The organism is Microbulbifer zhoushanensis, from assembly GCF_021729055.1.
Classification (GTDB): Bacteria; Pseudomonadota; Gammaproteobacteria; order Pseudomonadales; family Cellvibrionaceae; genus Microbulbifer; species Microbulbifer zhoushanensis.
In genome coordinates this window covers 90,964-117,606 of record NZ_JAJSAO010000009.1, presented here as the reverse complement: position 1 = coordinate 117,606, position 26,643 = coordinate 90,964, and the positions used below count along the sequence as shown (strand labels likewise).

Here is a 26,643-nt window from a genome sequence, read left to right as displayed (position 1 = left end):
GGCTAAACCGTGCGCAGACGAAGCACAGCTTCGTGCACGGTTGAGCGACCGGCCATGGATGGCCGGGCCGGGGCCAGATCAAACAATCTGCAGCTGCGCCAGGGATGGCGACTCAACAGCCCATCGCCCCTGCATGCAGGCTTCAATTGCAAAAGCCCTGATCGCTAACGCGGTCAGGGCTTTTTTTATGCCTGCCGATGACCTACGGTCAGGTGATGGCGCACATCCCTGTATGCCACCATTCGGGCGACCTAAAGGTCGTGCTAATTTGCGTGGGCAAGTTGGTCGGGCTTCTAAATCAAAAAAGGGTCACCCAAACGGGTGGCCCTTTTTTGATTTAGAATTCCAACCGATGAATTAGCGCCCGGCCAAGGAATCCGGGCCGGGGCCTGATCGAACATACTGTCGCCGCGCCGTGAACGGCGACTCAAAGACTTTTGCCTGTACATACACACGTCTTTTCAAAGGCTCTGTCGCCATCATGTCCGGCCCCTTTTATTCACAGCGCCCGCTGATGAATGGTGATTCCCGGGCAGTCCTGTCTGCACCGGCCTTTACCCGCCAGGTCTTCTCCAGGATAACAAGCACCGGATTTCCCCCCATCATGGTTAACGCACCAGGCTGACAGGAATCGACTGGTGTGGGTAGATGAAAGAAGTGCCAGCAGGGCCGCGCAAGGTGATTATTTATACGCCTGCAATTTGCGACGCAGGCGCTACGCTCGGGGCCTATATCCCATGGTTATGCACAGCTCTATCCATGTTTTCTGTTAGTAACAGGGTGGCAAACAGTTTGTCACCTGGCTGGGTAGAGCGCATTCCCTGTGTATTTTTTACCATTGGCGCTGCTGGTAGGAGCTTACAGTGAGCCTCAGTTACCGCTGGGCGGATGGGGCAGGCCTGGGAATCGCGGGTGTAGTTGCGCCAGTGCTCGTTCGGCACCGGATTGTGCATAACGCCTCGATAGTTGTATCTCACGCCCTGTGACTTTCCGTTTTTTCCAGGGTAGTGACTGGAGCGCGGTATGGGATGACGATCGAGGCTACATCTCCGTCGGCGGTTCGCGACTGTTCAATTTCCAGCGACATGATTCGTGGCGCCAAAGAGCGCGGGATACATTGTGCCGGCTGCCGCATCACAGGTTCGGCACGATTGATTTTTGCACGTAGTTGAGCTCGCGCCGTAGAGAGCCGCCCAGAGCGCTGTATCCCCACACTATTCACAGCTTTGTCCAGATTTTTTGTGTATGAAGCGGCACCGGCCGCTGTCATAGAGAGGGCCGAACTTACTGATTTTTCGGTTGTTTTTTTGAGCGCCGGGGACGGAGTGGCAGGATGGCTGGGTCAGAGGCGGTATTCCAGTGATTATCCACAGCGTTTTCCAGAGAATCTGTGAACAGGCGATAACAGCCGCTCTTTCCACAGATGGAGCGGCTGCTTACCCTCGTAAAATATGTGAACAAAATGTCCGGGGAGGGGAGGCGCTGGGATATGCAGGGCGGCTTCATGTCAACGACCAGTCTCTGGTCATGGATAACGCTGCCCTGGCCTTTTCAGGAATCCTTGAGGCCGAATTCCCTCAGGATCTCCCGACGGGTCCACAGTGACCAGTCTGTCGGTGGCTCAGCGGTACTGGCCCCATCGGGCAGGATACCGCGGTGCTGGCCCGGCCAGGCCAGTACAGCCGGCGCGCGCCCGGATTCGAACTGATAGAAGAGTTCAGGCGCCGGTAGCAATTTCTCCAGGCCCCGGAGCAGGGGGAGCCAGGTGAGGGGGAGAATTGCCTCGGCCAGTTTCCAGGAGTTTTCCATTTTGCCGCGGTAGGTTGCCGCGAAATACTCAAAGCGAAGACGTGCTGCAGTAAGCGCCACTTCCTCGTCGATATGGAGGCAACCCCGGGTTTGCCGGACTGCACAGGGGATGCAGATACCAGCGGGGAGGGAATGCTGGTTGCCAATGCTCCCAGGCAGGCGCCAGCCTGCCTGGTCTGATGCACAACCGCAGCCAGGACAGGCTTCAATTCCCTTTTCCTCTTTCTCTTCTGTCACCAGTGATGATTCATCGGCGGGAGAAGGGGCCTCACCGGGTTGCCAGAAGGTATATCCAGTATCGAAATACTGGTGTGAGAAGCGCTGTACATGCCCGACAAAGTCGAATGCCTGCTGGATCTGCTGCCGCTCCCGGGAGTCGGCGCGGCGGTAATCGTCATGGTTCAGGGTCGTGAGGCAGGACTGGCAGAGAGTCAGCGGGCTGTCTGCAAACGACGATCGCATCATTTCCAGGTCTGTGCCTATCCAGGCGCTGCGTTCACCGGAATCCAGGGCGCCGCAGCACGGCAGCAGATGCACCCGCTGCCAGAACTCCCGCCGTCGGTCCGCGTCCTCTACCTCCGGCACCTCAACCCCAAACACCATTACCGGGTGTCGCCGATAGGTCCAGCCAACCGGTGTGGGCTCCAGGGAACTGAGTGATACCTGCATCCCCTCGTTTAACTGTATCTCTATCGCCTCTGCTGTGGGTGCTCCCTGGCTGGTTGGCGCATCCGGTGGCGTTGCCGCTGTTTCCGGTCCTGGCTGCAGCGATGGCCCGGGGCGCGGGGCGTCGGGATCGCCGTTATCGGCAAGGACCTGCCTGCTGGCGTGGCGAAGGCTGGCCAGAGCCTGTTTCCACATGGCCACTACAGCGCCTCCTCGAGTATCTGGTGGATATGCGCCTCTGAATCCGTGATCACCCGGAAGGCCACACGGCGGGATTTCTCCGCATCCTCGCTGCCATCGGTATGCAGTACCGGCCTGGCCGAGGAGTAGCCTACCGCAGCCACGAGGGATTGCATGGTGGCTGCCTCGGCGGCGGGCACCAGGGTGTGTACAAAGCGCAGGACTGCGCGGGAGCGTTCCTGTGACAGCGCAAGGTTATTGAAATAATTGGCCTGCGGGCCGACATCGCCGCCCCATTCGGAGCTTGTATGGCCCTCAATATGGATGGCGCTGATTGAGTCCATGTACGGCTTCAGCGCGCGTATATAGCGTGGGAAAAAAGATCGCATGACCTCGGTGGCAGTACGATTCATTTCCGCTGCCCCGGCCTGGAACATCGCATCGGAATTGTTGAAGGCGATAGCCAGCTTTTCCTTGTCGATGCTCGCACCCCAGCGGGGCAGGTCATTCCTGAACTCATCGCGCAACGCCTGGTAAATGGCCAGCTGGTTGTCGCGATAATCCTCGGCCAGTGCGCGAATTTTTTCGCGCTCTTCCATCACCGAGCGCATCATCACTACGGCAATACACAGGAATACCATCATCAATCCTGCCATCAGGTCGGACAGGCTGACCCACTCCGAATCTTCGCTGGTGGCCTGGAGCCCGGGCTGCTCAGGACGCATGCTCGACATCCTGCTGTGGTGTCATTTCAATGACCCTCTGCATCTGGGCTACAAGCTGGCGGTAGTCCCGGGTGAACTGGCCACTGATGGTTGCCAGTGCCTCGCCCATGCCGGTAAATACCAGGTCGAGCTCCTCGGAAACCTTGCGATCGATATTTTCATACTGGTGTCGCAAGGCGATATCGGTGTTCTGCAGATCGGTACGGATGATCTGCGTGAGCGCATCGAGCATCTCGCGATGAGTGCTGGCCATCCCCTGGGCAAGTTCCCGCATGGCGGTGCGGTGCATAACGCTGCTTTCCTCGACAAGCTGCTGGAGCCTTTGCGGCTCGAGCAGGGACAGTCGCTCCAGCAGCCCGGACAACTTGCTGTAATGTTCTTCGACCTGGCTGGACTGGGTGCTGATAAGCTTGTGTGAATGCTCGACATTCTCCGCGATTTCCCGCTGGGAGCTGGCCAGCTGCTGGCCCAGTCCCTCCAGGCGGGGCTGGATCTCCGGGACCATTTCCGCCAGCGCATGGGAGGCTTTTTGCTGCGCCGCCAGCAGGTTATTGGTCTGTTCGAGCTGGGCCTGTTGCCGCTCGATCAGTTCGCTGAGCCCGGCGCCCAGTTGTGGCAGGGCGGCAATCCTGTCATGCAGAGCGACCAGCTTTTCCTGTTCATCTGCCAGCCGGGCAAGCTGCTGTCCGCAGCGTTCACTCCAGTCATTGACCTGTTCACCATGATCCCGGTACTGCTGCGCCAGGCTTTCAAGTGCCGGTAGCAGGTCCCCGAGCCGGTCGGAGAAACGATTCAGGTTGTCGCCGAACTGGTGTGTGAGCCGCTCATTAAAATGCGCCACAATGGTTTCCAGCTGGCCGGTCATGGTGGTGCTGGCACTGCGGGCAAGGCTATCGAGGCTCTGGTGCAGTTCCCCGCGCAGGGCAACCAGGTTTTCATTGAGGTCCGCGATCCCCACCGTGGCGGGGCGCTGCTTGCCGGGTATGCGGATCATGCGCGTGATGACCCTGATCAGCAGGGAGAGGGACAGCCCGACCACGCTGGTGATAAACGCCGTCTTCAAGCCGTCCATCAGGATCGCAATGCTGTTGTCGATGTCGTCCAGGGAAAAATCGAACAGACCGATGATAATGCCGAAAAATGTCCCGAGAATACCCAGTGATGTCATTATCCCCGGCGAGTGCTCGACAAATTCCGGCGCAGCGCCAGTAATCCGGAAGACCAGTGCAAGCGCGGTCAGTGCCAGCATCAGGATGATAAACACCTCGGTCACCTGTGCGGGCGTCATCAGGGAAAAGAAGTGTTGCAGTAACTCAGACATGATTGTGGCCAGCTGTTTTCTGTAATGTCAGTTCGTGAAAAAGCGTCCCGCAGGGAAGTTTACCGTGTCCCTGGGCAACCAGGCTCAGGTAGGGCAGGGCGCGCATTACCTCGGTAATACTGTTGAAGTTCCGTGGGCGGTCGCCATGGGCGGGGATATGGATCTTGGTTGAGCCGTCGGACTGGATCTCGAAAATACCCGGGCGTGAGGGCAGGGCAGAGTGTTTTAACACCACCAGGTGTAGCAGGCCCCGGGGACGCAGGTTATTGACCAGTAAGTGACTCAGTAGTGACACTTCTGCCGGGGTGAAAAAGTTGATCAGGTCCCACAGGAGTATTGCGTCGAGACCCTGCTCGGGTAATACCTGGCGTAGGGCGGACTGGGCCGCTTCCGAAAAGGGGGTGCCGCGATCCAGTTGCCAGCGTATCTGGGTATACAGGTCCTGGACGAAAAGCTCACCCACCTGCTTCTGCAGCCCGTCGATATTGCGACCGGTTCTCGGGCCGCAATCGAGGACCGTACTGACCGGAGACTTGCGTGCTTTTTCCAGCACCTCTGACAAACCGGGCAGCCGAATGGCGTCCACCGGTCGCTGGTTGAAATAGGAGCTGACATCGCTGGCTCCACCCGAGCGGATACGAGCCTGTGGCCTGGAATTACCATATTCCAGCATATGCTCAATCATATCCTTGCGCATGCCTTCCCGCTGCAGGGTAGAGTTGCGCAGGGTGAAAGAACCCATAACCTGCATCAGGGACAGGGTCGAATAGCGGTAAGCCGGCAGGTCGGGCAGGTTTGCATCGAAGCCGGTCTCGAAGGTGAAGTTTCCCACGTGGCGAAAGCTGGCGGGTTTTTCCGGCAGTGTCTTGCCGGTATACATCATCGTATGAAAAATGGTCCCCGGCTTCAGGTTCGGCTCCAGTAGCTTGAGCAGGTAGCGCAGTAGTTCCGGGGGAAGGAAGTTGAGCAGGTCCCAGCAGAGGACAACGTCCAGCTTTACCCGCTCGGGCTTGGGGACCAGGTGATCGGCGAGTGCTTCCCTGTGTTCCAGTCCGTTACCGTGCTCCGTAAAGAACTCGATCAGGTCCTCGATATAGCAAGGGCAGTTAAGTTGCAGGAATGCGTCTGTGGTTCCCGAGGACAATGGTCCCAGGTCGAGAATACGACAGCCGGGCTGGACAATTTCTTCAATAAGAGCTGCCAACCCGAATGAGTGATGCTGCATATGGCAGGTCCTGCGTGGTCACGACAAAATCGCGCGCTAGTGTACGGATTTTGTCGTGACCTGCTGTTAACCAGTTGAGGTTATTCCTCTTTTTCTTTCTGGTCGTCTTTTTTCTTGTCTTCCTTGGCGCCTGCCTTGGGTTGGGTGAAACTCGGGGTTTCCGGGATTTTGCTGTCGAAAGCCGAGCCGGATTTCTTACCTGATGCCTGCTTTGCAGCTTCCGCCGGCGGCAGGTTGGGGTGTACGAGCTTTTCCTTGAATTCCTTGTGACGCTCCTTCATCTCGGAATCCGTATCGACCATATCCATGGAGCCGCGGAACTTACCGCCATCGTCCAGCTTGATGCGGGGGGCGATCAGGTTGCCTTTCACTGCCGCGGTGCGGCGGATCTCGATCAGTTCATCAGCCAGGGCATCGCCGGTCAGCTGCCCCTCCACCACGATGTTCTTGGCATGGATATTGGCGTTGAGTTCGCCGCCCGCGCCCACAGAAAGGTCGTGCCCTTCCATGATCACGGTTCCCTCGATGGTGCCTTCGATATGCAGGTTTTCTGTGCCGACCAGTTCGCCGCGGAACTTGATGTTCTTGCCGATTACCGACTGTTCCTTTTCGGTTGCGGCAGCACTGCCGTAGCCACCACTGGCCTTGGGTTGTTCAATGATCCCGTCCATAAAGGACTTGGCGTTCTCGTCTTTGTTCTCGAGGATATCGTCGATAGCCATGCTTGTTTCCTCCGCCTTATGCAGCTGGCATGGGCCCGTGCGGGAGCACGGGAGGGCTGGGGTTGGATATGTGCCCGGTTGTGGTGGGCTTTATTTTCAGGGCAGCGTCATGTCTGCCGGTACCACGCTGGAGGCCGGTGAACTGGGGAACACTGCGTGGGAAATACTAAAGTTGAATTAGCCGCCGAGCCAGAAAAAATTACAACCTGGTTCTCAATTCTGGAACTCAGTGGGAACAATTTAATTTTTTTACATGACAAAGGTGTCTCAGGGGGAATTTAAGTCGATAGTGCGGTGCAGCGTGGGCGCTCTGCTCGCGCCTGGACACCGGGTGCGCTGTGGGCAGGACAAGGACTGGCCGCTGACCAGTTGGTGAGTGGTCACCATGGCGGGGGCCCTGGCCAGGCTTGCCCGCCCTGGTCGCTTACTGCAGAATCGGCCGCCCATTTACCAAGGTTTGTAGAGCAATGCAGCGAGTGCAATCCCCCCTTGCCCCGGGCTTCTCAATGTCGCGACTGGCCATGGGCCTTTGGCGGCTGGTCGATTGGGGCTATTCCCCCCGGGAGCTGGTTGAGTTGACCGAAAAGCTCCTGGATATGGGGGTAACCACATTCGACCTGGCGGATATCTACGGAGACTATCGTTGCGAGGCCCTTTACGGTGAGGCCCTGCGGCTCGATCCGGGACTGCGGGGGAAAATGGAGATCGTCTCCAAGTGCGGAATCAAGCTCTGCGGTAAGGACAATGGTTTCCGGCTGAACCACTATGACAGTAGCGCTGCTCACGTGAACGCCGCGGTGGAATCCAGCCTGGCCAAGCTGGGCACGGATTACCTTGACCTGCTGCTCCTGCATCGCCCGGATCCGCTGATGGACGCCGATGTACTGGCGGCTGTCCTGCAGGGCCTGCTGGATGCGGGCAAGATACGTGCGGTGGGGGTATCCAATTTCCTGCCACATCAGTTCGAGCTGTTGCAGTCGCGCCTGCAGGCGCCGCTGGTGGTCAACCAGATCGAGGTGTCGCTACTGCACAGCGACCCGCTGTTCGACGGCCAGCTGGATTTCTGCCAGCGGGAGCGGGTACTCCCCATGGCCTGGTCACCGTTTGCGGGCGGTGCTCTGTTTACGGGGGGCGGAGAGGCGGCCCGGCGGGTGCAGTCCTGCCTGGAGGAGCTGTCCCTGGAGCTCGGCCTCGAGCCGCAACAGATTGCGCTGGCCTGGCTGCTGCGCCATCCCACCAATATGGTACCGGTGCTCGGCAGCGGCAACCCTGGCCGGCTTGAGGCGGCGGTGGCTGCGGCCACCCTCGAATTGCCGCTGGAAGCCTGGTTCCTGTTGCTCCGCGCAGCGCGGGGAAGGGATGTGGACTGAAAGCAGTTGGGGCGTGGCCGGGCTGGCGATATTGAGGCTGCCCGGCCGGGCTTTGGGCGAGTGGTTCAGGTGCTGTCGCGGAAGAGGTTGTCCGGCACCAGCTCATAGCCAAGCCGGTCCAGGTCGAATTCCTCCAGGGGGGCCAGGTGAACCGGTACCGCAAAACGGCGCAGCGGTTTACCGTCGCGCCGGTCCATAACCAGCAGGTCTTCATCCTGCAACCCGTGCAGCAGGCTGCCGGTATCGCTTTCCTTCACCACGCTGTCATATTCAACTTGCTCACCGAGGCGGATAAAGCGGTATTCCTGTCCGGCCCGCTCAATCCGTAACCAGGCTTCACCGCTCGCTTTCCCGGGTTCACCGAGGATCAGCGGGCCGTGCTGGTCCGAGCCCAGGGCCTCCAGCGGCGTGTCGATTTCGGTTTCCAGCAGGGTTCCCACCCACACCCAGCCGGACAGGCCGATGCGGCTCAGTTGCCACTCGCTGAGCCAGACTGTCTGGTCCTCATCGATGCGGAACTCGCTGTACTCGCGCTGGCCCTCGCGATTGTCGAAATGGATTTCAGCGTCGGGATTGTGCTTGCGGAAACTGTGGAGCTGCTGGGTCATCTCGTAATTGACTTCCCAGTGTTTGCGCAGTCGCCACTGCATGGGGTAAGGGCTCCATTCAACGATGTACTCCTCGCGCTCGCGGATGGTTTCGGCCACCCGCCAGAAGGCACCATCGATCAGGACGCACTTGTCGCCAGGCAGGCTGCCCGGTGCGATCATGCTGTTTTCGGTTGAGGCTTCCGACGCATTCACCACATGCTGTCCGCGCCCCTCGATCACCTCGTACCAGGGGAAGCCATGGCGCAGCGGCGGTGGGAAAGCCAGTGGGGGACGCCCGGCCAGCAGCCGGCGAAAAAGCACTGACTTTTCGATCTCGCCATCCGAGAGGGTATACCCCTCCTTATGGCTTACCTGTCCCCACGCGAACGCCGCGCGTATTAATTGTTTTTCTCGATCTGAAAAGCTCATTGGAAATACGAGGAACCCTGATTGAGCCGTAACCATAACACCGGCCAGAGGGGGACGCCACGGTAGCCAGCCACGGCGGAAAACGGCACCCGGGGGTAAATTTGGGTAGACTTGTGGGCGATCTCGATGGGGCGATCAAGGAGAATACAGTTTGGCCGGGACCAGAAAGATTATTGCGGGGCTCGCCGTGCTGGTGGCAAGCCTGTGGTTGCGTACAGATGCACTGGGCCAGGCGGCGGGCGCAGAGACCTGTTACCTGGATGGCTGGCGCAACCCGTTGCGCTGCTACCGGCTGCCGATCGAGAGCGAGCCGGAAGCGCCGCAACTTGCCGTGATGGTGGCGCCGGCAGTCAATAACAGTGGCGAGGAGCCTCTGTACCTGCTTGCGGGCGGGCCGGGGCAGGCGGCCAGTGACCTGGCGCCGCTCCTCAACGCATTCGAGCCTGTCAACCGGGAGCGGGACATTGTCATGGTGGATCGCCGTGGTGCCGGGCGCTCGGGCGCGTTCCGCTGTGGTATCGAGGACCAGCGTTCCCTGGACCTGGACGCCTTTGCCCGCAAACTGGCTGACTGCTACCTGGATCGGGCCGAATTTGCCGAGTCGCTCAGTAGCCGGCAGACCGTTGAAGACCTGGAAATGGTGCGTTCCCGGCTGGGCCATGAGCGCATTGCGCTCTGGGGCGGATCCTGGGGCACGCGCACTGCACTCCTCTACCAGCAGTGGCATCCGCAATCGGTCAGCGAACTGGTACTGGATGCGGTGGCACCCATCGACACCAAGGTATTCCTGACGGCCAGGGCAGCCGAGGATGCGTTGCAGGCACTGCAACGCGACTGCGCAAACGACCCGGCCTGCGCACGCCTGGGCAATTGGCGGGCACAGCTCGACGCGCTGCTGGAATCATGGGACCAGGGTGGCCGCCCGGTATTGTCCGATCCGCTCACCGGCCAGCCATTGACTGAGCCCATGGCTCGCTGGGAATTTGCCAATGCCATCCGTACGGTACTCTACGACCCTCGTGCTGCTGCCCAGCTCCCCTTTGCCATCACCGAGGCGCACAGCGGTAACCTGCAGCCCCTGGTGGGCCTGTCCGGGCTATTCGTGAAGAGCACCGAGTCGATGTCCATGGGCCTGACCTTCTCGGTGGCCTGTGCCGAAGAACTGAACCGGATCAGCGCCGATGAGATCGCCGCTGACAGCGACGGCACTTTCCTGGGTACCGCCTTTCTCGACCTGTTCCAGCACGGCTGCCGTGGCTGGCCGGTAAAGGAAAAACCCTATGCGGCGCCGGAACCCAGGGCACAGCCGGTATTGTTGATTTCCGGGGAGGCGGACCCGATTACCCCGCCGCGTTATGCAGACGAGGCGCTGGGCTACCTGGCGGACAAGCAGCACCTGGTGGTTGCCAGCGGTGGGCATATCAATTCCCCACGCGGCTGTATTCCCGAACTGATCGCCCGCTTCCTTGCGCAGCCCGCGGAGGAGCTGGACAGCACCTGTACCCGGGAGATCAGCCGGCCGCCGTTTATGGTGGCCAGCTACGGCCCCGATATCGGTGGCACTGCGGGGAATCCGGTAAAGGGGCCTGGGACTGGAGGCCGGCATGACTCCGGCGAGGAGGCTGGAGAGTGATCGAGGTGAATTCGATCAGCAAGGCGTTTGCCGGCCGGCCGGTGCTGCGGGAGCTCGATTTCCGCGTGCCCGATGGTCGGATTACCGCCCTGCTGGGCGCCAACGGTGCTGGCAAGACGAGCTGCCTGCGAATTATCGGGGGCCTGTTGCGGGCCGATTCCGGGACGGTGCGCGTTGGCGGTATCGACGTTGCCCGGGATCCACTGGCAGTGCAGCGGCAGCTGGGTGTTGTGGGTGATCGGGAAGGCCTGTACGAGCGGCTGACGGTGGAGGAGTACCTGACGCTGTTCGCGCGCATGCAGGGACTTGCCGGAGCTGCACTGCGCGAGTCGCTGGAATATGTGCGCCGGGAGCTGGAACTGGAGCCGCTGTGGCGGCGTCGCACGCGGGGCTTTTCCCAGGGGGAGCGGATGAAGGTCTCCCTGGCGCGGGCGCTGGTGCATCGCCCTCAGCACCTGATCCTCGATGAGCCCACCCGCGGCCTGGATGTATTGGCTGCGCGCCTGCTGCGCCGTACCCTCCTGCGGCTGCGGGATGCGGGAACCACTATTCTTTTTTCGAGCCACGTCATGTCCGAGGTGCTGGAGCTGTCCGACAGTGTGCTGGTGATGGCCCGTGGCTGTATCGTCGGCAGCGGTACGCCGCAGGCCCTGATCCGTGAGGCGGGTTGCTCTAATCTGGAGGACGCGTTTGTCGCCCTGGCCTATGGCGACAGGCAGGCAGGGGAGGTGCCGGCTTGAACCGATTGACGGAAATACTGCGCGGCCCCACGGCGGCGCTGCTGCACAAGGAATTCCTTGAAGCCTGGCGGGATCGCCGGGCGCTGTGGATGGCAGTCTGCTTCTCCCTGCTGTTTCCTGCCATGCTGGCGGGGGGCAGTATCTTTATGGTGAAGAAGCAGGCTGAGGAGATCTCCCGCCTGGCCCTGCTGGGCTCGGCATCTGCGCCGTTGCTGGAGCAGCGGCTACGCGGTGGCGGCCTGGAGGTCGATGCGCTGGCAGAGGGAGACCCGGCGGAACTGCTGGCGGGTGACTACGACATAGTGCTGTGGGTGCAGGAGGGTTTTGCCGAGGAGTACCGCAACTTCGGGGCGCCGCCCCTGTACCTGTATATCGACAGCTCCTCTTCCTCATCCCCGCGCGCGCAGCGGCACCTGCAGGAGCGGTTGGGAGCGCTGCAGCAGCTGGTGGTTCAGCAGCGGGTCACTGCCCGCGGCCTTGCCCCGCAGTTGCTCGCCCCCTGGCGACTGGAAGTGCGTGATGTCAGTACCCCCTCGCGCCGAGGTGCGGTGCTACTGGCGATGGTGCCGGGTCTGCTGATCCTGACCCTGTTTGTCGCCAGTCTGGCGACATCCGTCGATACGTCTGCCGGGGAGCGCGAGCGGCTTAGCCTGGAAACGCTGCTCCTACAGCCGTTGCCCGGGTGGCAGGTGATCCTGGCCAAAACCCTGGCGGTGGCCAGCATGGGCTGGGCCGGGGCGCTGCTCGCGCTGGTTGCGCTGGTGTCGCTGATGCCGTTGATGCCGCTGGCGGAGCTGGGCATACAGCAGGCCACCACTCTCAGCGGGGTATTGACGATGGGGCTGTTGTTGCTGCCGCTTGCCCTGCTGGTGGCGGTGGTGCAGATTCTGCTGGCATTGCGTTCCGGCTCCTTCAAGGATGCGCAGACGCAGTTGAGTATCCTGCAGGTAGCGCCGGTGTTGTTGCTGATGATGCTGGATATGTCCCGGGTCGAGCTGGGTGGTTTCTTCTGGCAGCTGGTGCCACTGGTGGGCCAGCAGCAATGGCTCAAGGCCCTGCTGGTGGGGGAATCCGTGCCGGCGGCTACGCTGCTGGCGGGATCCGCCGCGACCCTGCTGCTGGTGGCCGTGGCCATTCGCCTGGGTGCCCGGGCGCTGCAGCGTGAAGCCCTGCTCAGTGCCGCCTAGCAACTGGCAGCGGGTATAGAGAAGCGTCGAGGACTGGTGAGGTAAAAGATGACGAGCATACACGACGGCCTGCTCACGGTGGACCTGCAGGCCGCCGGCGATAATTTCCTGGCGCTGGACCAGCGGTTACGCGCGGGCAGCCGCTGCGGCGCGGTGGTCAAGGCGGATGCCTACGGCCTGGGGGTGGGTGAGCTGGCCCCGGTGTTTTACCGCCGCGGCTGCCGAGACTTTTTTATCGCCACCCTCGACGAGGGGCTGGAGCTGCGCGATATCCTCGAGCCCGACGCCCGGATTTATGTGCTTACCGGTGTGAGGCCGGGGCGCGAGCTGGAATGCATCCGGGCCGGGCTGATCCCGAATGTCTTTACCCTGCAACAACTGCGGGCCTGGGTGGATGCCTGTAATGCGGCCGGTTCCCCGGCCCCCTGTGGCCTCAAGATCGATTCGGGCATGACCCGGCTGGGGATGACCGCCGAGGAGTTTGACCAGCTGTTGCGCGAGCGCGGGCTGCTCAGGGAGGCGGGCATCCAGGTGGTGATGAGCCATCTCGCCTGCGCGGATGACCCCGCCCACCCGCACAACCGCCGGCAGCTGGAAGCATTCCGGCGTGCCGGCGAGCGACTGCGGGAGCAATTGCCGGAAGTCCAGTTGAGCCTGGCAAATTCGTCGGGAATCCACCTGGATGAGTCCTATCACTTCGATATCGCCCGACCCGGTTCGGCGCTCTACGGCGTCAATCCGCAGCCTGCAGTCGCCAACCCCATGCGCGCCGTGGTTCACCTCAGCCTGCCCGTGGTGCAGCAGCGACATGTCTCCCGTGACAGTTGGGTAGGCTACGGTGCCACCCAGCAAGCACCGGCCGGTAGCTGGCTGGCAGTGGCCCGGGGTGGATATGCCGACGGTATTATCCGGGCCCAGGGCGGGCGCGGTTGTGGCTGGGCCTGCGGGCGCCGTTTGCCCATGGTGGGCAGGGTTTCCATGGATTCCACGGTGTTTGATATCAGCGCGCTGGCTGCCCGGGAGCGTGACAGACTGGGGCATATCGAGGTGCTGAACGACCAGGTAACCGTCGACGAGGTCGCGGAGTACGCGGGGACCATCGGCTATGAAATCCTGACCAGCCTTGGCCGCCGTTATACGCGCCGCTATACAGGAAATTGAACGTGACCAATGTCGACCGGAAAAATCCCCTGGGCCAGCTGCGGCCAGTACTGGAGTTGCTGGCTGACGGCGAAGTGCACTCGGGCCAGGTGCTCGGGGCGGCCCTGGGGGTAAGCCGTGCGGCCGTGTGGAAGCAGTTGCAGAAACTGGCGGATTACGGCCTGGAGCTGGAATCGGTAAAAGGGCGGGGCTACCGGGTCCCGGGAGGCCTGGACCTGCTGTCCGGGGCGCAGATGGAGGAGGCCATGGCGCCGCGGGCCCGCGACTTGCTCGGGGGGTTGGTCCTGAGGGACGAAGTGGACTCCACCAATGCCCGCATGCTGGCCCTCCTGGAGCGCGGGGAAGGTCACGGCGTGGCCATGCTGGCCGAACGACAGACTGCCGGGCGCGGCCGGCGCGGGCGGCAGTGGATCAGCCCGTTCAGCGCCGGCGTCAGCCTGTCGGTGGGCTGGCAGTTCAGCGGCGGTGTACAGCTGCTCGAGGGGCTCAGCCTGGCGGTGGGCGTGGCACTGGCGGAGGCGCTGGAAGAGTTTGCGGTGCCGGATGTGAGCCTCAAGTGGCCCAATGACGTCTGGTGCCGGGGGCGCAAGCTGGCCGGTGTGCTACTGGAGCTCAGTGGCGACCTCACCGATCGCTGCGGCGTGGTGGTGGGTGTGGGAGTGAACGTTGGGTTGCCCCAGGCGCAGGCCGCGGCGATCGACCAGCCCTGGATCGACCTGCAGCAGGTGCGGCCGGGTATCGAGCGCAATGCGCTCGCTGCCGCCATGCTCAGCCGCTTGCTGACGCTGCTGGCCGACTACCCGGAGCGGGGTTTCGCCGCTTACCGCGATGCCTGGCTGGCCCGCGATGCCTTTGCCGGGCGCCGGGTGGAGCTGCAGTCGGCACAGCAATCATGGCGAGGCACTGCCCGCGGCGTGGACGCCAGCGGGGCGTTGGTGCTGGAGCTGGATAGCGGTGAGCAGCGCAGTTTTCATGGGGGGGAAGTTTCCCTGCGGGAGGCATTGCGGTGATCCTCGAAATCGATATCGGCAATACGCGTGGCAAGTGGCGCCTGGTGCAGTCGCAATCGGGTCATGCGGTGGCGCGAGGCGGGTTCGCCACCGGTGACCTGGCGCAGGGCCGCCTGCCGGCCCAGTGGGCCGGTGCCGGCCCGCGGCGGGTGCGGGTGGCCAATGTGGCCGGTGCGCGGGTGGCGGAATTGCTGACCGCGGCGTTGCGCACGGACCTCTCACTGGAGCCGCAGTTTGCCCGGGTGGAGCGCCATTGTGCGGGCGTTACCTGCGGCTACCGGGATACGGCTGCGCTGGGGGTGGACCGGTGGCTGGCGGTGTTGGCCGCGCACCGGCGCGATCCCTCGCCGGCGCTGGTGGTGGACTGTGGCAGTGCCGTGACCCTGGACCTGCTGGGCACTGGCGGCCGGCACCGCGGGGGGTATATATTGCCGGGCCTGGAGCTGATGCGCCGGGCCCTGTACGCCGACACCGACGCGGTCAAGGTGGCGGGCCAGTTCATTGAGGGGATGTCGCTGGCGCCCGGCATCGATACCGCAGAGGCGGTGAACCGCGGCCTGCCGTCAATGGTGCTGGGCGCCATCGAGCGGGCACTGGCGGAGCTGCGTCGCAGCGAGGAGATGGAGCCGCTGCTGTGGCTGACCGGCGGCGATGGCCAGTTCTTCGCCAGCCTGTTCGGCGACGACGCGGAGCTGGTACCGGATCTCGTATTCGAGGGGCTGGGTATCAGCATTCCCTGAACATCACCAAGCGGTGAACAACACCAATCGAATCTCCCCTGTCTTCGGGAACAGACTCTATGCGCTGGATTGTACTTGTCCTTTTTCTTGCCAATGTGGGCGTCTTTGCCTGGTTGCAGACCAGTGGGCATGCGCCGGTCACGCCTGACGCGGCAGTGACGACCGCGCCGCCGGCAGAAGCCGGGGATACCATCCGCCTGCTCAGCGAGCTGGACCGGGATGAGCTGGAGTCCCGTGACAGCGCCGCGCCGGCGCCTCGCGCGCCAGCCAGCAGTGGCGCATCGACGACAGAGGGCCGGGCCGGGACCGCCGGTGCGGTCTGTACCCTCGTGGGGCCGTTTGAAGAGGGGTACCAGGGCGAGGACGTTGTGCAGCGCCTGCGGGCACTGCAGCTGGATGCGGAGCTGCGCGAAGTGGAGGTGCCGGGGCAGATGCGCTACTGGGTGTACCTGGAGCCGCTATCTTCACGCCGGGAGGCGTTCAACAGGTTACGGGAACTGCAGGCCGCCGGGGTCGACAGTTACGTGATCCCGAAGGGATCCCTCACCCACGGTATCTCGTTCGGCATCTTCTCCGAGCGGGACCGGGCACAGTTGCTGTCTGATGAGCTGCGGGCGCAGGGCATTGACGCCCAGATGCGCGAGGAGCCGCAGATGATTGCCGAGCAGTGGGTGGTGTTGGCGCCCGGGGCTGCCGATGCGCTGGCGGGGGATTTCTGGGCGCAGCTGCAGCTGGACTATCCCGAGCTTGATCGGCGCCAGAATCTCTGTGCGGAGCTGGAAACCGACTAGGCCCGGGAGGTGAGCCGCAGTTGACCGGGGGGAGAAAAAACTCGCGCTCAAAACGGTTGCTTGTCGGCATAACATCCCCTAGAATCCCGCCTCCACTTACGGGGTAGAAGGCTTTCCCGTAAGGAGAGACAGGGCTGGCGTAGCTCAGTTGGTAGAGCAGCTGACTTGTAATCAGCCGGTCGGGGGTTCGACTCCTCTCGCCAGCTCCATTTTGTCTCTCACGCTGTTTTCACTTTAGGTTCCGCTGGTAAGTGTGTGAATTTAAAGAAAAAGTTGTTGACAGCGTAGCGGTGAGTGTAGACAATGCGCACCGCTTTCGAGCAGGGGTTCCCGAGTGGCCAAAGGGATCAGACTGTAAATCTGACGCGCAAGCTTCGGTGGTTCGAATCCACCCCCCTGCACCATATTCAGATGCCCCGGTATGCCGGGGTGTCGAAAGCGGAAGGCTGAGGGTCTTTTGCTTTGAGGTTCCTGCGCGGAGCGTGCGGGCATAGTTCAATGGTAGAACCTCAGCCTTCCAAGCTGATGATGCGGGTTCGATTCCCGCTGCCCGCTCCATGCCGGAAACCCGGTGTGGCGCAAAGGTGGGAGGTCGCTGCGGCGGCCGATAAACTGGTGGGGTTCACCGGTTAAAGCAGTTTTAGCTCATGTAGCTCAGGGGTAGAGCACACCCTTGGTAAGGGTGAGGTCGGCGGTTCAAATCCGCCCATGAGCTCCATTTTTACGGTGGCCGCGGGGGCAGGTGTCTCTGCGGCTATTTGTATCCGGGTGTTGTGTATCCCGGTGCTTCGGTTCTGCAAGTGGGTGTCTTTAAGTCTGCCCATACTAGGAGGCTGCAATGGGAAAAGAGAAGTTTGAGCGTTCCAAGCCCCACGTGAACGTGGGCACCATCGGTCACGTTGACCACGGTAAAACCACCCTGACTGCCGCGCTGACCCGCGTTTGTGCAGAAGTATGGGGCGGCGCCGCGGTAGAGTTCGCCGGTATCGACAATGCACCGGAAGAGCGTGAGCGCGGTATCACCATCGCTACTTCTCACGTTGAGTACGAGTCCCCGACTCGTCACTACGCGCACGTTGACTGCCCGGGCCACGCCGACTACGTGAAGAACATGATCACCGGTGCTGCCCAGATGGACGGCGCAATCCTGGTTTGTTCCGCAGCTGACGGCCCCATGCCGCAGACTCGCGAGCACATCCTGCTGTCCCGCCAGGTAGGTGTACCGTACATCGTGGTATTCCTGAACAAGGCTGACATGGTCGACGACGAAGAGCTGCTCGAGCTGGTTGAGATGGAAGTTCGCGAACTTCTGGACCAGTACGACTTCCCGGGTGACGACACCCCGATCATCGTTGGTTCCGCCCTGATGGCGCTGGAAGGCAAAGACGACAACGAGATGGGTACCACCGCTGTTAAGAAGCTGGTTGAGACCCTGGACGAGTACATCCCGGAGCCGGAGCGCGCTGTAGACCAGCCGTTCCTGATGCCGATCGAGGACGTATTCTCCATCTCCGGTCGTGGTACCGTAGTAACTGGTCGTGTCGAGCGCGGCGTTCTGAAGACTGGCGACGAGATCGAAATCGTTGGCATGAAGGACACCACCAAGACCACCTGTACCGGTGTTGAGATGTTCCGCAAGCTGCTGGACGAAGGTCGTGCAGGTGAGAACATCGGCGCACTGCTGCGTGGCACCAAGCGTGACGAAGTTGAGCGTGGTCAGGTCCTGGCGCAGCCGGGTTCCATTACCCCGCACACCAAGTTCGAGTCAGAAGTATACGTTCTGTCCAAGGACGAAGGTGGTCGTCACACCCCGTTCTTCAAGGGCTACCGTCCGCAGTTCTACTTCCGTACCACCGACGTAACCGGTGACGTACAGCTGCCGGAAGGTACCGAGATGGTAATGCCGGGCGACAACGTACAGATGACTGTTACGCTGATCGCACCGATCGCCATGGAAGAAGGCCTGCGCTTCGCGATTCGTGAAGGTGGCCGTACCGTGGGTGCCGGCGTGGTATCCAAGATCATCGATTGATCAGATCGATGGCGGGCGCGGTCACTGGTCTCCAGTGACCCGCTTTGCAAAAGAGGGGGAGGATGGTAAGATCCGCCCCCTCATTTTTCGGTCTCTGGCGCGTAAATGCGCGGCATTGACCGGAAGCTGTTCTAGGCCAGTGGCTCAATTGGTAGAGCATCGGTCTCCAAAACCGAGGGTTGGGGGTTCGAGTCCCTCCTGGCCTGCCAACTTTTCAAGCGCCCCATTCCTTTTGCCTGAGGGCGTTGCAAGTTCCGGTCCGCCGTGGCCGGGCTTGTTTTGTAAGCGCTAAGGGCTTCTTTGTATGAATGCTAAAGTAGAGGCGAAAACCTTTCGTCTTGATGGCCTAAAGTGGCTGCTGGTGGTAGTGCTGATCGGTGCTGCCTTGGCGGGCAACACCTACTACGCTGAATTCCCCCTGCTGTATCGCGTGCTGGCCATGGTCGTCATCTTCCTGGTGGCGTTGGTTGTGGCGGTAAATACTGCCAAGGGGCATGCGCTGTGGACGCTGCTGCGCGAAGCGCAGACAGAAGTGCGTCGTGTGGTGTGGCCCTCTCGCCAGGAAGCGACACAGACAACCCTGATCGTGGTGGTGTTCGTGTTGATTATGGCGCTAATTCTCTGGGCGCTGGATTCTGCCCTGGGTTGGGCAGCCTCCAAGGTTATCGGCTAAAGGTTGACGCATGGCTAAGCATTGGTACGTGGTTCAGGCTTACTCCGGGTATGAGAAGCGCGTTGCGTCATCCCTGAAGGAGCGTATTGAACTGCACGAAATGGACCACCTGTTCGGTGATGTCCTGGTTCCCACCGAGGAAGTGGTGGAGATGCGTGCGGGCCAGAAGCGCAAGAGTGAGCGCAAGTTCTTCCCCGGTTATGTGCTGGTAGAGATGGAGCTGAACGACGACACCTGGCACCTGGTCAAGGAGACCCCGCGGGTCCTTGGTTTTATCGGTGGCAAGGCCGACCGGCCGGCTCCGATTACCGAGCGTGAGGCCCAGGCGATCCTGAACCGGATCGATGATTCCGTCGACAAGCCCAAGCCCAAGACCCTGTTCGAGCCGGGTGAGATGGTGCGGGTCATCGATGGGCCGTTCAATGACTTCAACGGTGTGGTTGAAGAGGTTAATTACGAGAAGAGCCGCCTGCGGGTCGCAGTGCTGATCTTCGGCCGCTCCACCCCGGTGGAGCTGGAGTTTGGTCAGGTCGAGAAGACCTGATCAGACAGGCAGTTTTTTTGCCCTCTTCCGCTGCGGGTGGAAGGGGGCTTTCGCGTCCCTGAAAACCGTGACTGATCAGTTGCTGTACAGGGGCACCCGGGGAGCCGGGCGTTGCGGCTGTTGCAGCCGTCCAGCGCAGGCGCTACCACCCACTGAAAGAGGAAGCTGTAATGGCTAAGAAAATCGAAGCTTATATCAAGCTGCAAGTGCCTGCCGGGCAGGCCAACCCGAGCCCGCCCGTCGGCCCCGCGCTGGGTCAGCACGGCGTCAATATCATGGAGTTCTGTAAAGCGTTCAACGCCCAGACCCAGGGTATGGAGCAGGGCCTGCCGGTACCGGTCGTGATCTCCGTATATAGCGATCGTTCCTTCACCTTCATCATGAAGACCCCGCCGGCCTCCGTGCTGCTGCGCAAGGCTGCCGGTATCAAGAGCGGCTCCGGTCGTCCGAATACCGAGAAGGTGGGCAAGGTTACCCGCGCCCAGCTGGAAGAGATTGCCACTACCAAGATGCCCGACCTGAGTGCATCTGACATGGACGCAGCCGTGCGCACTATCGCCGGTTCCGCCCGTAGTGCCGGTATTGATGTGGAGGGCGTGTAACGTGGCAAAACTGAGCAAGCGCCAGCGCGCAATCGCTGAGAAAGTAGAAGCAGGCAAGGCCTACGGATTCGACGAAGCCGTCGCCCTGCTGAAAGAGCTGTCCAACGTCAAGTTCGCCGAGACCGTTGACGCATCTATCAACCTGGGTATCGACCCGCGCAAGTCTGACCAGGCGGTTCGCGGTGCGACCACCCTGCCGCACGGCACCGGTAAAGACGTCCGTGTTGCGGTCTTCACCCAGGGCGCCAACGCCGACGCCGCCAAAGAGGCTGGTGCCGACCTGGTGGGCATGGATGAGCTGGCAGCCGACGTCAAGGCCGGCAAGATGGACTTCGACGTGGTAATCGCCTCCCCGGATGCGATGCGTGTCGTTGGCCAGCTGGGCCAGATCCTCGGTCCGCGCGGCCTGATGCCGAACCCGAAAACCGGCACTGTGACCCCGGACGTGGCCACTGCAGTGAAGAACGCCAAGGCCGGTCAGGTGCGTTTCCGCGCTGACAAGGGCGGTATCATCCACGGTGGTATCGGCAAGGTTGCTTTCGACGCCAAGGCGCTGAAAGAGAACCTCGAAGCCCTGATCGCTGACCTGAAAAAGGCCAAGCCGGCTTCCGCCAAGGGCGTTTACCTGAAGAAGGTCTCCCTGAGCACCACCATGGGCCCGGGCCTGACCATCGACCAGGGATCCCTGGACGTTAAATAAGCCAGCGGTTTCCCCCGGGAAACTGTTGCAGGCCGCAGCCGGCGCTACCGACGGGTATGCCTGGCTGCGGTTTTACCGAACTTTGGGGTCCGCCGGAATGCCCCGGCAGGAAGGCGGGCCGTCAAAGACCGTAGGCGTAGTGGGCGTGGCAAGTTCCGCTGTCCACCGCTTAATCAGGATCGAGCCCCTGGCCCGGTCCCAGCCTACGCAGACGGTGTTGCCCAAACCAGTATTTTTACTGGATTTGAGGTCTTAGCACCGGAGTGGATCGGGAGTGGTAATTCCCGGTCTTTTTTCCAAATCCAGGAGTGACACTATGGCTATTGGACTCGAAGACAAGAAAGCAATTGTCGCTGATGTCCAGCAGGCTGCTGAGGGTGCTCTGTCTGCGGTCGTTGCGGATTCCCGCGGCGTTGCCGTAAATGACATGACAGCCCTGCGCAAAGAGGCTCGCGAGAACGGCGTCTGGATGAAAGTCGTCCGCAATACTCTGGCGCGTCGCGCTCTGGCAGGTACCGAATACGAATGTCTCCTCGAGAAATTCGTCGGTCCAAGTCTTATCGCATTTTCCACCGAACACCCGGGTGCCGGTGCGCGCATCCTGACGGCGTTCGCCAAGGACAACGATAAGCTTGAACTGAAAGGTGCTGCCTTCGAAGGCGTGGTCACCGACGTCGCAATGTTGGCAACCCTGCCGACTTACGACGAGGCGATCGCCAAGCTGATGAGCGTTATGAAAGAAGCATCTGCTGGCAAGCTGGTCCGCACTATTGCGGCCGTTCGCGACCAGAAAGAGCAAGAAGCTGCCTAATAGTTTCGCCTGCGCGAAACGGCAGTTTTCAACGACTTTTAAATGAATTGACGGGCAGTTTACTGCTCACACAAATCAGGTACTGACTTATGTCTCTGACTAAAGAAGATATCATCAATGCTGTTGCCGAAATGTCTGTTAAGGACGTTGTCGAGCTGATCGAAGCAATGGAAGAGAAGTTCGGTGTTACCGCTGCTGCTGCTGTTGTAGCTGGTGGCGCTGCTGGCGGCGAAGCTGCTGCAGAAGAGAAGACCGAGTTCGACGTAATCCTGGCATCTGCCGGCGACAAGAAAGTGAACGTGATCAAGGCTGTTCGCGGCATCACCGGCCTGGGCCTGAAAGAAGCCAAGGCGCTGGTAGACGGCGCTCCGGCTCCGCTGAAGGAAGGCGCGACCAAGGAAGAGGCCGAAGAGGCCAAGAAGCAGCTGGAAGAAGCTGGCGCAACTGTAGAACTGAAGTAATTCGGTTGTTGCGACTACCGCTGTCGGCCGCAACCTGCGGTCGCAGCGGCAAGGCTGGTGGACTTTGTCCGCCGGCCTTTTTGCCGTTTTCGGCAGTGTGGTTTTGTTTGGCGATTCGGGGACCTGTGGGCCCTGAGTGAAACATACCGCAGCCTGCGCCGCTGGCAAGCGCGCAGTTAACCGAGAGGTTTCCGACCAGTGTAGCCATCGCTGCATTGCTCAGAGGCTTCTCGCCCGGGCGGACCGGGCCTTTCCGCATTCCCGTAAGTACAGTATGGGGAATATGGGGGCCGGTTCCAATGAAGTCTTGTCACTGATCAAGCTGGGGAATATGAATGGCTTACTCATACACTGAGAAAAAACGTATCCGCAAGGATTTTGGCAAACTGCCAAAGGTCATGGATGTACCTTTCCTGCTTGCGATACAGCTGGATTCTTATCGCAAATTCACTCAGGCCGACTCGCGCCCCGATGACCGACTGGACGTCGGCCTGCAGGCAGCGTTCAAGTCCGTATTTCCGATTGTCAGCTATTCCGGCAATGCGGCGCTGGAGTATGTCAGCTATACGCTGGGTAAGCCGGCGTTCGATGTCAAGGAATGTACCCTGCGCGGTATCACCTACGCATGCCCGCTGCGCGTGCGTGTACGCCTGATCATCTACGACAAGGAATCTGCCAACAAGTCCATCAAGGACATCAAGGAGCAGGAAGTGTACATGGGCGAGATTCCGCTCATGACCGAAAACGGTACCTTCGTGATCAACGGTACCGAGCGCGTGATCGTGTCCCAGTTGCACCGTTCCCCGGGTGTGTTTTTCGATCACGACAAGGGCAAGACGCATTCCTCCGGCAAGCTGCTCTACGCTGCGCGCGTGATTCCTTACCGTGGCTCGTGGCTGGACTTCGAGTTCGACCCGAAGGACCTGGTTTACGTGCGTATCGACCGTCGCCGCAAGCTGCCCGCGACCATCCTGCTGCGCGCCCTGGGCTTTTCTTCCCAGGAAATGCTGGACATGTTCTTCGATACCAGCAAGTTCGAGCTGCATGAAGAAAACTGCAGCCTGGAGCTGATCCCGTCGCGCCTGCGTGGTGATGTTGCCTCCTTCGACATCAAGGATGGCAAGGGCAAGGTTATTGTCGAGGAAGGTCGCCGCATTACCCCGCGCCACATCCGCCAGCTGGAAAAAGCCGGCGTGGAGCGCCTGGAAGCACCGCTGGAGTACCTGCACGGTCGCGTCCTGGCCCATGACATCATCGATGAGTCCACCGGTGAGGTAGCGGTTGAATGTAACAGCGAAATCACCGACGAGGTGATCGCCAAGCTGCGCGCCCTGGGCGTTAACAAATTCGAGACCCTGTACACCAACGACCTGGACTGCGGCCCATTCATCTCCGATACCCTGCGCTCAGAGCCGTCTCGCACCCAGCTGGAAGCGCTGGTGGAGATCTACCGCATGATGCGCCCGGGCGAGCCGCCCACCAAGGAGTCCGCCGAGTCCCTGTTCGAGAACCTGTTCTTCACCGACGAGCGCTACGACCTGTCCGCTGTCGGTCGCATGAAGTTCAACCGCCGCCTCGGTCGTGAGGACGAGACCGGCCAGGGCACCCTGAGCAAGGAAGACATCGTCGATGTGCTCAAGACCCTGATCGAGATCCGCAACGGCAATGGCATGGTGGACGATATCGACCACCTGGGTAACCGCCGTGTGCGCTCCGTGGGCGAAATGGCCGAAAACCAGTTCCGTGTGGGCCTGGTGCGTGTCGAGCGCGCGGTGAAAGAGCGCCTGTCCATGGCCGAGAGCGAAGGCCTGATGCCGCAGGACCTGATCAATGCCAAGCCGGTGGCGGCTGCCGTGAAGGAATTCTTCGGTTCCTCCCAGCTGTCCCAGTTCATGGACCAGAACAACCCACTGTCGGAAGTGACCCACAAGCGCCGCGTATCCGCCCTCGGCCCGGGCGGCCTGACCCGCGAGCGTGCCGGCTTCGAGGTCCGCGACGTACACCCGACCCATTACGGCCGTGTGTGCCCGATTGAGACGCCGGAAGGCCCGAACATCGGCCTGATCAACTCCCTGGCCACCTACGCCCGCGCCAACCACTACGGTTTCCTCGAGAGCCCGTACCGCAAGGTTGTTGACGGCCAGATTACCAACGACATCGAGTACCTGTCCGCGATCAACGAAGCGAACTACGTGATTGCCCAGGCGTCTGCTGCGGTGGACGACCAGGGTCGCTTTACCGATGAGCTGGTCAGCGTGCGTCACCACAACGAGTTCAGCCTCAAGCCGCCGGCCGAGATCCAGTACATGGACGTGTCTGCGAAGCAGGTGGTGTCCGTAGCCGCGGCCATGATCCCGTTCCTCGAGCACGACGACGCCAACCGCGCCCTGATGGGCTCGAACATGCAGCGCCAGGCGGTACCGACCCTGCGTGCCGACAAGCCGCTGGTTGGCACCGGTATGGAGCGCACCGTGGCGCGCGACTCCGGCGTGTGTGTGGTGGCCCGTCGCGGTGGTGTGATCGAGCGTGTCGATGCCAGCCGTGTGGTGGTTCGTGTGCGCGACGAAGAGGTGGAGGCCGGCGATGCGGGTGTAGACCTGTACAGCCTGACCAAGTACACCCGTTCCAACCAGAACACCTGCATCAACCAGCGCCCAATCGTGAAGACCGGTGACGTGGTAGCCCGTGGCGATATTCTCGCTGACGGCCCCTCTGTTGACCTGGGTGAACTGGCCCTGGGCCAGAACATGCGCATCGCGTTCATGCCGTGGAACGGCTACAACTTCGAGGACTCCATCCTGATCAGTGAGCGTGTGGTGCAGGAAGATCGCTTCACCACCATCCACATTCAGGAGCTGACCTGTATCGCCCGCGATACCAAGCTGGGTAGCGAAGAGATTACTGCTGATATCCCCAACGTGGGCGAATCTGCACTGAACAAGCTGGACGAGTCCGGCATCGTTTATATCGGTGCGGAAGTTGGTGCCGGTGACATCCTGGTAGGCAAGGTGACGCCGAAGGGTGAAGCCCAGCTGACGCCGGAAGAAAAGCTGCTGCGTGCGATCTTCGGTGAGAAGGCCTCCGATGTGAAGGACACGTCCCTGCGCGCGCCGAGTGGCACCCGCGGTACCGTTATCGACGTGCAGGTGTTTACCCGCGACGGCCTGGAGAAAGACCAGCGTTCGATCGATATCGAGAAGGCCCAGCTCGACGAGGTGCGCAAGGACCTCAATGAGGAATATCGCATCGTCGAAGGCGCCACGTTCGAGCGCCTGGCATCCGCACTGGAAGGCCAGAAGGTTGCAGGCGGCAAGGGCGTCAAGAAAGGCGACGTGCTGACCGCCGAGCTCCTGGCAGGCCTGCCGCGCGAAGACTGGTTCAAGCTGCGTATGGCCGAAGAGAGCCTGAACGAGCAGCTCGAGAAGGCCGAAGCGCAGCTCAAGGATCGCCGCAAGCTGCTGGACGAAGCCTTCGAGGACAAGAAGAAGAAACTGGAGTCCGGCGACGACCTGGCGCCGGGCGTGCTGAAGATCGTCAAGGTTTACCTGGCGATCAAGCGCCGCATCCAGCCGGGCGACAAGATGGCCGGTCGCCACGGTAACAAGGGTGTGATCTCCGTGATCAAGCCGGTCGAGGACATGCCGTACGACGAGAACGGCGAGCCGGTTGATATCGTCCTGAACCCGCTGGGTGTACCCTCGCGGATGAACGTGGGCCAGGTTCTGGAAATGCACCTGGGTATGGCCGCCAAGGGCCTGGGCGTGAAGATTGACCGCATGCTCAAGGAGCAGCAGGAAGTGGCCAAGCTGCGCGGTTTCCTGGAAGAGGTGTACAACTCCACCGGCGGTTACAAGGAGGAGCTGGACGAGCTGTCCGACGAGGAAGTGCTGGCCATGGCCAACAACCTCCGCGGCGGTGTGCCGATGGCGACCCCGGTCTTCGATGGTGCCGACGAGAGCGAAACCAAGAAACTGCTGCGCCTGGCGGACCTGCCGGATTCCGGCCAGATCACACTGTACGACGGCCGTACCGGTGACTCCTTCGAGCGCCCGGTAACCGTGGGCTATATGTACATGCTGAAGCTGAACCACCTGGTGGACGACAAGATGCACGCGCGTTCCACCGGTTCCTACAGCCTGGTTACCCAGCAGCCGCTGGGTGGTAAGGCGCAGTTCGGTGGCCAGCGCTTCGGTGAGATGGAGGTCTGGGCACTGGAGGCGTACGGTGCCGCCTACACGCTGCAGGAAATGCTCACGGTCAAGTCCGACGACGTGGAAGGCCGGACCAAGATGTACAAGAACATCGTGGATTCCGACCACCGCATGGAGCCGGGCATGCCCGAATCCTTCAACGTACTGGTCAAGGAGATCCGCTCGCTCGGTATGAATTTCGAGCTCGAGCACGAGTAAGACCGGTAACTGGTGTAGGCGCCTGGTAACAGGCGATCGCATATAGAGGCCGGTGTCCCGCGAGTGTGCGGGCGCCGGCTGGCCCACCCCGAGATGGCAAGGGGCGGGTTGA

The 26,643-nt window shown here is 61.3% G+C and carries 22 protein-coding genes and 5 tRNA genes; 21 read left to right on the top strand and 6 right to left on the bottom strand.

Features of this window, described 5'->3' with window-relative positions:
* Nucleotides 1-1,551: 1,551 nt before the first annotated feature.
* From LVD10_RS17305 to LVD10_RS17285, 5 genes are all read right to left on the bottom strand, one after another.
* On the bottom strand, nt 1,552-2,676 hold the full coding sequence (locus tag LVD10_RS17305; RefSeq protein ID WP_237064417.1) for a hypothetical protein: 1,125 nt from the start codon (nt 2,674-2,676) through the stop codon (nt 1,552-1,554).
* Nucleotides 2,676-3,380 (bottom strand): OmpA/MotB family protein, encoded by a 705-nt coding sequence (locus LVD10_RS17300; protein WP_237064415.1) that lies wholly within the window; start codon nt 3,378-3,380, stop codon nt 2,676-2,678. Before LVD10_RS17300 ends, LVD10_RS17305 begins: the two co-directional genes overlap by 1 nt.
* Entirely contained in the window at nt 3,370-4,701 is a 1,332-nt protein-coding gene (locus LVD10_RS17295) for a hypothetical protein (RefSeq protein ID WP_232940866.1), read from the bottom strand. Before LVD10_RS17295 ends, LVD10_RS17300 begins: the two co-directional genes overlap by 11 nt.
* Complete coding sequence (locus LVD10_RS17290; RefSeq protein WP_232940867.1) at nt 4,694-5,926, bottom strand: class I SAM-dependent methyltransferase; 1,233 nt, start codon at nt 5,924-5,926, stop codon at nt 4,694-4,696. Before LVD10_RS17290 ends, LVD10_RS17295 begins: the two co-directional genes overlap by 8 nt.
* An 80-nt stretch (nt 5,927-6,006) precedes the next feature.
* Nucleotides 6,007-6,648, bottom strand: a complete 642-nt coding sequence (locus LVD10_RS17285; protein WP_232940868.1) for a bactofilin family protein — start codon at nt 6,646-6,648, stop codon at nt 6,007-6,009.
* A 467-nt stretch (nt 6,649-7,115) separates the two neighbouring features.
* Between LVD10_RS17285 and LVD10_RS17280 the strand changes: the two genes are divergently transcribed.
* The gene (locus LVD10_RS17280; RefSeq protein WP_232940869.1) at nt 7,116-8,018 is read left to right on the top strand and encodes an aldo/keto reductase; all 903 of its coding nucleotides are present in this window, start codon (nt 7,116-7,118) and stop codon (nt 8,016-8,018) included.
* A gap of 65 nt (nt 8,019-8,083) precedes the next feature.
* Here the strand turns inward: LVD10_RS17280 and LVD10_RS17275 are convergent, their stop codons facing one another.
* Nucleotides 8,084-9,037, bottom strand: coding sequence for a hypothetical protein (locus tag LVD10_RS17275; RefSeq protein WP_232940870.1), 954 nt, complete (start codon nt 9,035-9,037; stop codon nt 8,084-8,086).
* A 151-nt stretch (nt 9,038-9,188) separates the two neighbouring features.
* Here LVD10_RS17275 and LVD10_RS17270 point away from each other — a divergent pair, with 151 nt between their 5' ends.
* The 20 genes from LVD10_RS17270 to rpoB all read left to right on the top strand — a co-directional run bounded on the left by LVD10_RS17270 (nt 9,189) and on the right by rpoB (nt 26,531).
* A complete protein-coding gene (locus LVD10_RS17270; protein WP_237064413.1) occupies nt 9,189-10,670 on the top strand; it encodes an alpha/beta fold hydrolase in 1,482 nt (493 codons plus the stop codon).
* Nucleotides 10,667-11,410 (top strand): ABC transporter ATP-binding protein, encoded by a 744-nt coding sequence (locus tag LVD10_RS17265; RefSeq protein ID WP_232940872.1) that lies wholly within the window; start codon nt 10,667-10,669, stop codon nt 11,408-11,410. The genes LVD10_RS17270 and LVD10_RS17265 overlap by 4 nt, the downstream gene beginning before the upstream one ends.
* A complete protein-coding gene (locus tag LVD10_RS17260; protein WP_232940873.1) occupies nt 11,407-12,597 on the top strand; it encodes an ABC transporter permease in 1,191 nt (396 codons plus the stop codon). The genes LVD10_RS17265 and LVD10_RS17260 overlap by 4 nt, the downstream gene beginning before the upstream one ends.
* Nucleotides 12,598-12,645: 48 nt before the next feature.
* Nucleotides 12,646-13,758, top strand: a complete 1,113-nt coding sequence (gene alr, locus LVD10_RS17255) for an alanine racemase (RefSeq protein WP_232940874.1) — start codon at nt 12,646-12,648, stop codon at nt 13,756-13,758.
* A 2-nt stretch (nt 13,759-13,760) separates the two neighbouring features.
* Nucleotides 13,761-14,768 carry a bifunctional biotin--[acetyl-CoA-carboxylase] ligase/biotin operon repressor BirA gene (birA, locus tag LVD10_RS17250; protein ID WP_237064411.1) on the top strand — a complete coding sequence of 336 codons (1,008 nt, stop codon included), beginning with the start codon at nt 13,761-13,763 and terminating at the stop codon, nt 14,766-14,768.
* Nucleotides 14,765-15,508 carry a type III pantothenate kinase gene (locus LVD10_RS17245; RefSeq protein ID WP_237064409.1) on the top strand — a complete coding sequence of 248 codons (744 nt, stop codon included), beginning with the start codon at nt 14,765-14,767 and terminating at the stop codon, nt 15,506-15,508. The genes birA and LVD10_RS17245 overlap by 4 nt, the downstream gene beginning before the upstream one ends.
* A gap of 59 nt (nt 15,509-15,567) precedes the next feature.
* Entirely contained in the window at nt 15,568-16,299 is a 732-nt protein-coding gene (locus LVD10_RS17240; protein WP_232940877.1) for a hypothetical protein, read from the top strand.
* Between the two features lie 133 nt (nt 16,300-16,432).
* Nucleotides 16,433-16,508: transfer RNA gene (locus tag LVD10_RS17235), tRNA-Thr, on the top strand.
* A gap of 111 nt (nt 16,509-16,619) precedes the next feature.
* A tRNA-Tyr gene (locus tag LVD10_RS17230) sits at nt 16,620-16,703 on the top strand.
* Nucleotides 16,704-16,783: 80 nt separating this feature from the next.
* Nucleotides 16,784-16,857 (top strand) — tRNA-Gly (locus LVD10_RS17225).
* 85 nt (nt 16,858-16,942) lie between these two features.
* A tRNA-Thr gene (locus LVD10_RS17220) sits at nt 16,943-17,017 on the top strand.
* 120 nt (nt 17,018-17,137) lie between these two features.
* The gene (gene tuf / locus LVD10_RS17215; RefSeq protein ID WP_232940878.1) at nt 17,138-18,331 is read left to right on the top strand and encodes an elongation factor Tu; all 1,194 of its coding nucleotides are present in this window, start codon (nt 17,138-17,140) and stop codon (nt 18,329-18,331) included.
* Between the two features lie 133 nt (nt 18,332-18,464).
* Nucleotides 18,465-18,540, top strand: a tRNA-Trp gene (locus tag LVD10_RS17210).
* Nucleotides 18,541-18,635: 95 nt separating this feature from the next.
* Nucleotides 18,636-19,004: a preprotein translocase subunit SecE gene (secE, locus tag LVD10_RS17205; protein ID WP_232940879.1), complete on the top strand. Its 369-nt coding sequence runs from the start codon at nt 18,636-18,638 to the stop codon at nt 19,002-19,004.
* A 10-nt stretch (nt 19,005-19,014) separates the two neighbouring features.
* A complete protein-coding gene (gene nusG, locus LVD10_RS17200) occupies nt 19,015-19,548 on the top strand; it encodes a transcription termination/antitermination protein NusG (RefSeq protein WP_232940880.1) in 534 nt (177 codons plus the stop codon).
* A 170-nt stretch (nt 19,549-19,718) separates the two neighbouring features.
* Nucleotides 19,719-20,150, top strand: coding sequence for a 50S ribosomal protein L11 (rplK, locus tag LVD10_RS17195; protein ID WP_232940881.1), 432 nt, complete (start codon nt 19,719-19,721; stop codon nt 20,148-20,150).
* A 1-nt stretch (nt 20,151) separates the two neighbouring features.
* The gene (rplA, locus tag LVD10_RS17190) at nt 20,152-20,850 is read left to right on the top strand and encodes a 50S ribosomal protein L1 (RefSeq protein ID WP_232940882.1); all 699 of its coding nucleotides are present in this window, start codon (nt 20,152-20,154) and stop codon (nt 20,848-20,850) included.
* A 316-nt stretch (nt 20,851-21,166) separates the two neighbouring features.
* Complete coding sequence (rplJ, locus tag LVD10_RS17185) at nt 21,167-21,661, top strand: 50S ribosomal protein L10 (protein ID WP_232940883.1); 495 nt, start codon at nt 21,167-21,169, stop codon at nt 21,659-21,661.
* An 89-nt stretch (nt 21,662-21,750) separates the two neighbouring features.
* Nucleotides 21,751-22,122, top strand: coding sequence for a 50S ribosomal protein L7/L12 (gene rplL / locus LVD10_RS17180; protein ID WP_232940884.1), 372 nt, complete (start codon nt 21,751-21,753; stop codon nt 22,120-22,122).
* 335 nt (nt 22,123-22,457) lie between these two features.
* Nucleotides 22,458-26,531, top strand: a complete 4,074-nt coding sequence (rpoB, locus tag LVD10_RS17175; RefSeq protein WP_237064407.1) for a DNA-directed RNA polymerase subunit beta — start codon at nt 22,458-22,460, stop codon at nt 26,529-26,531.
* Nucleotides 26,532-26,643: the final 112 nt, after the last annotated feature.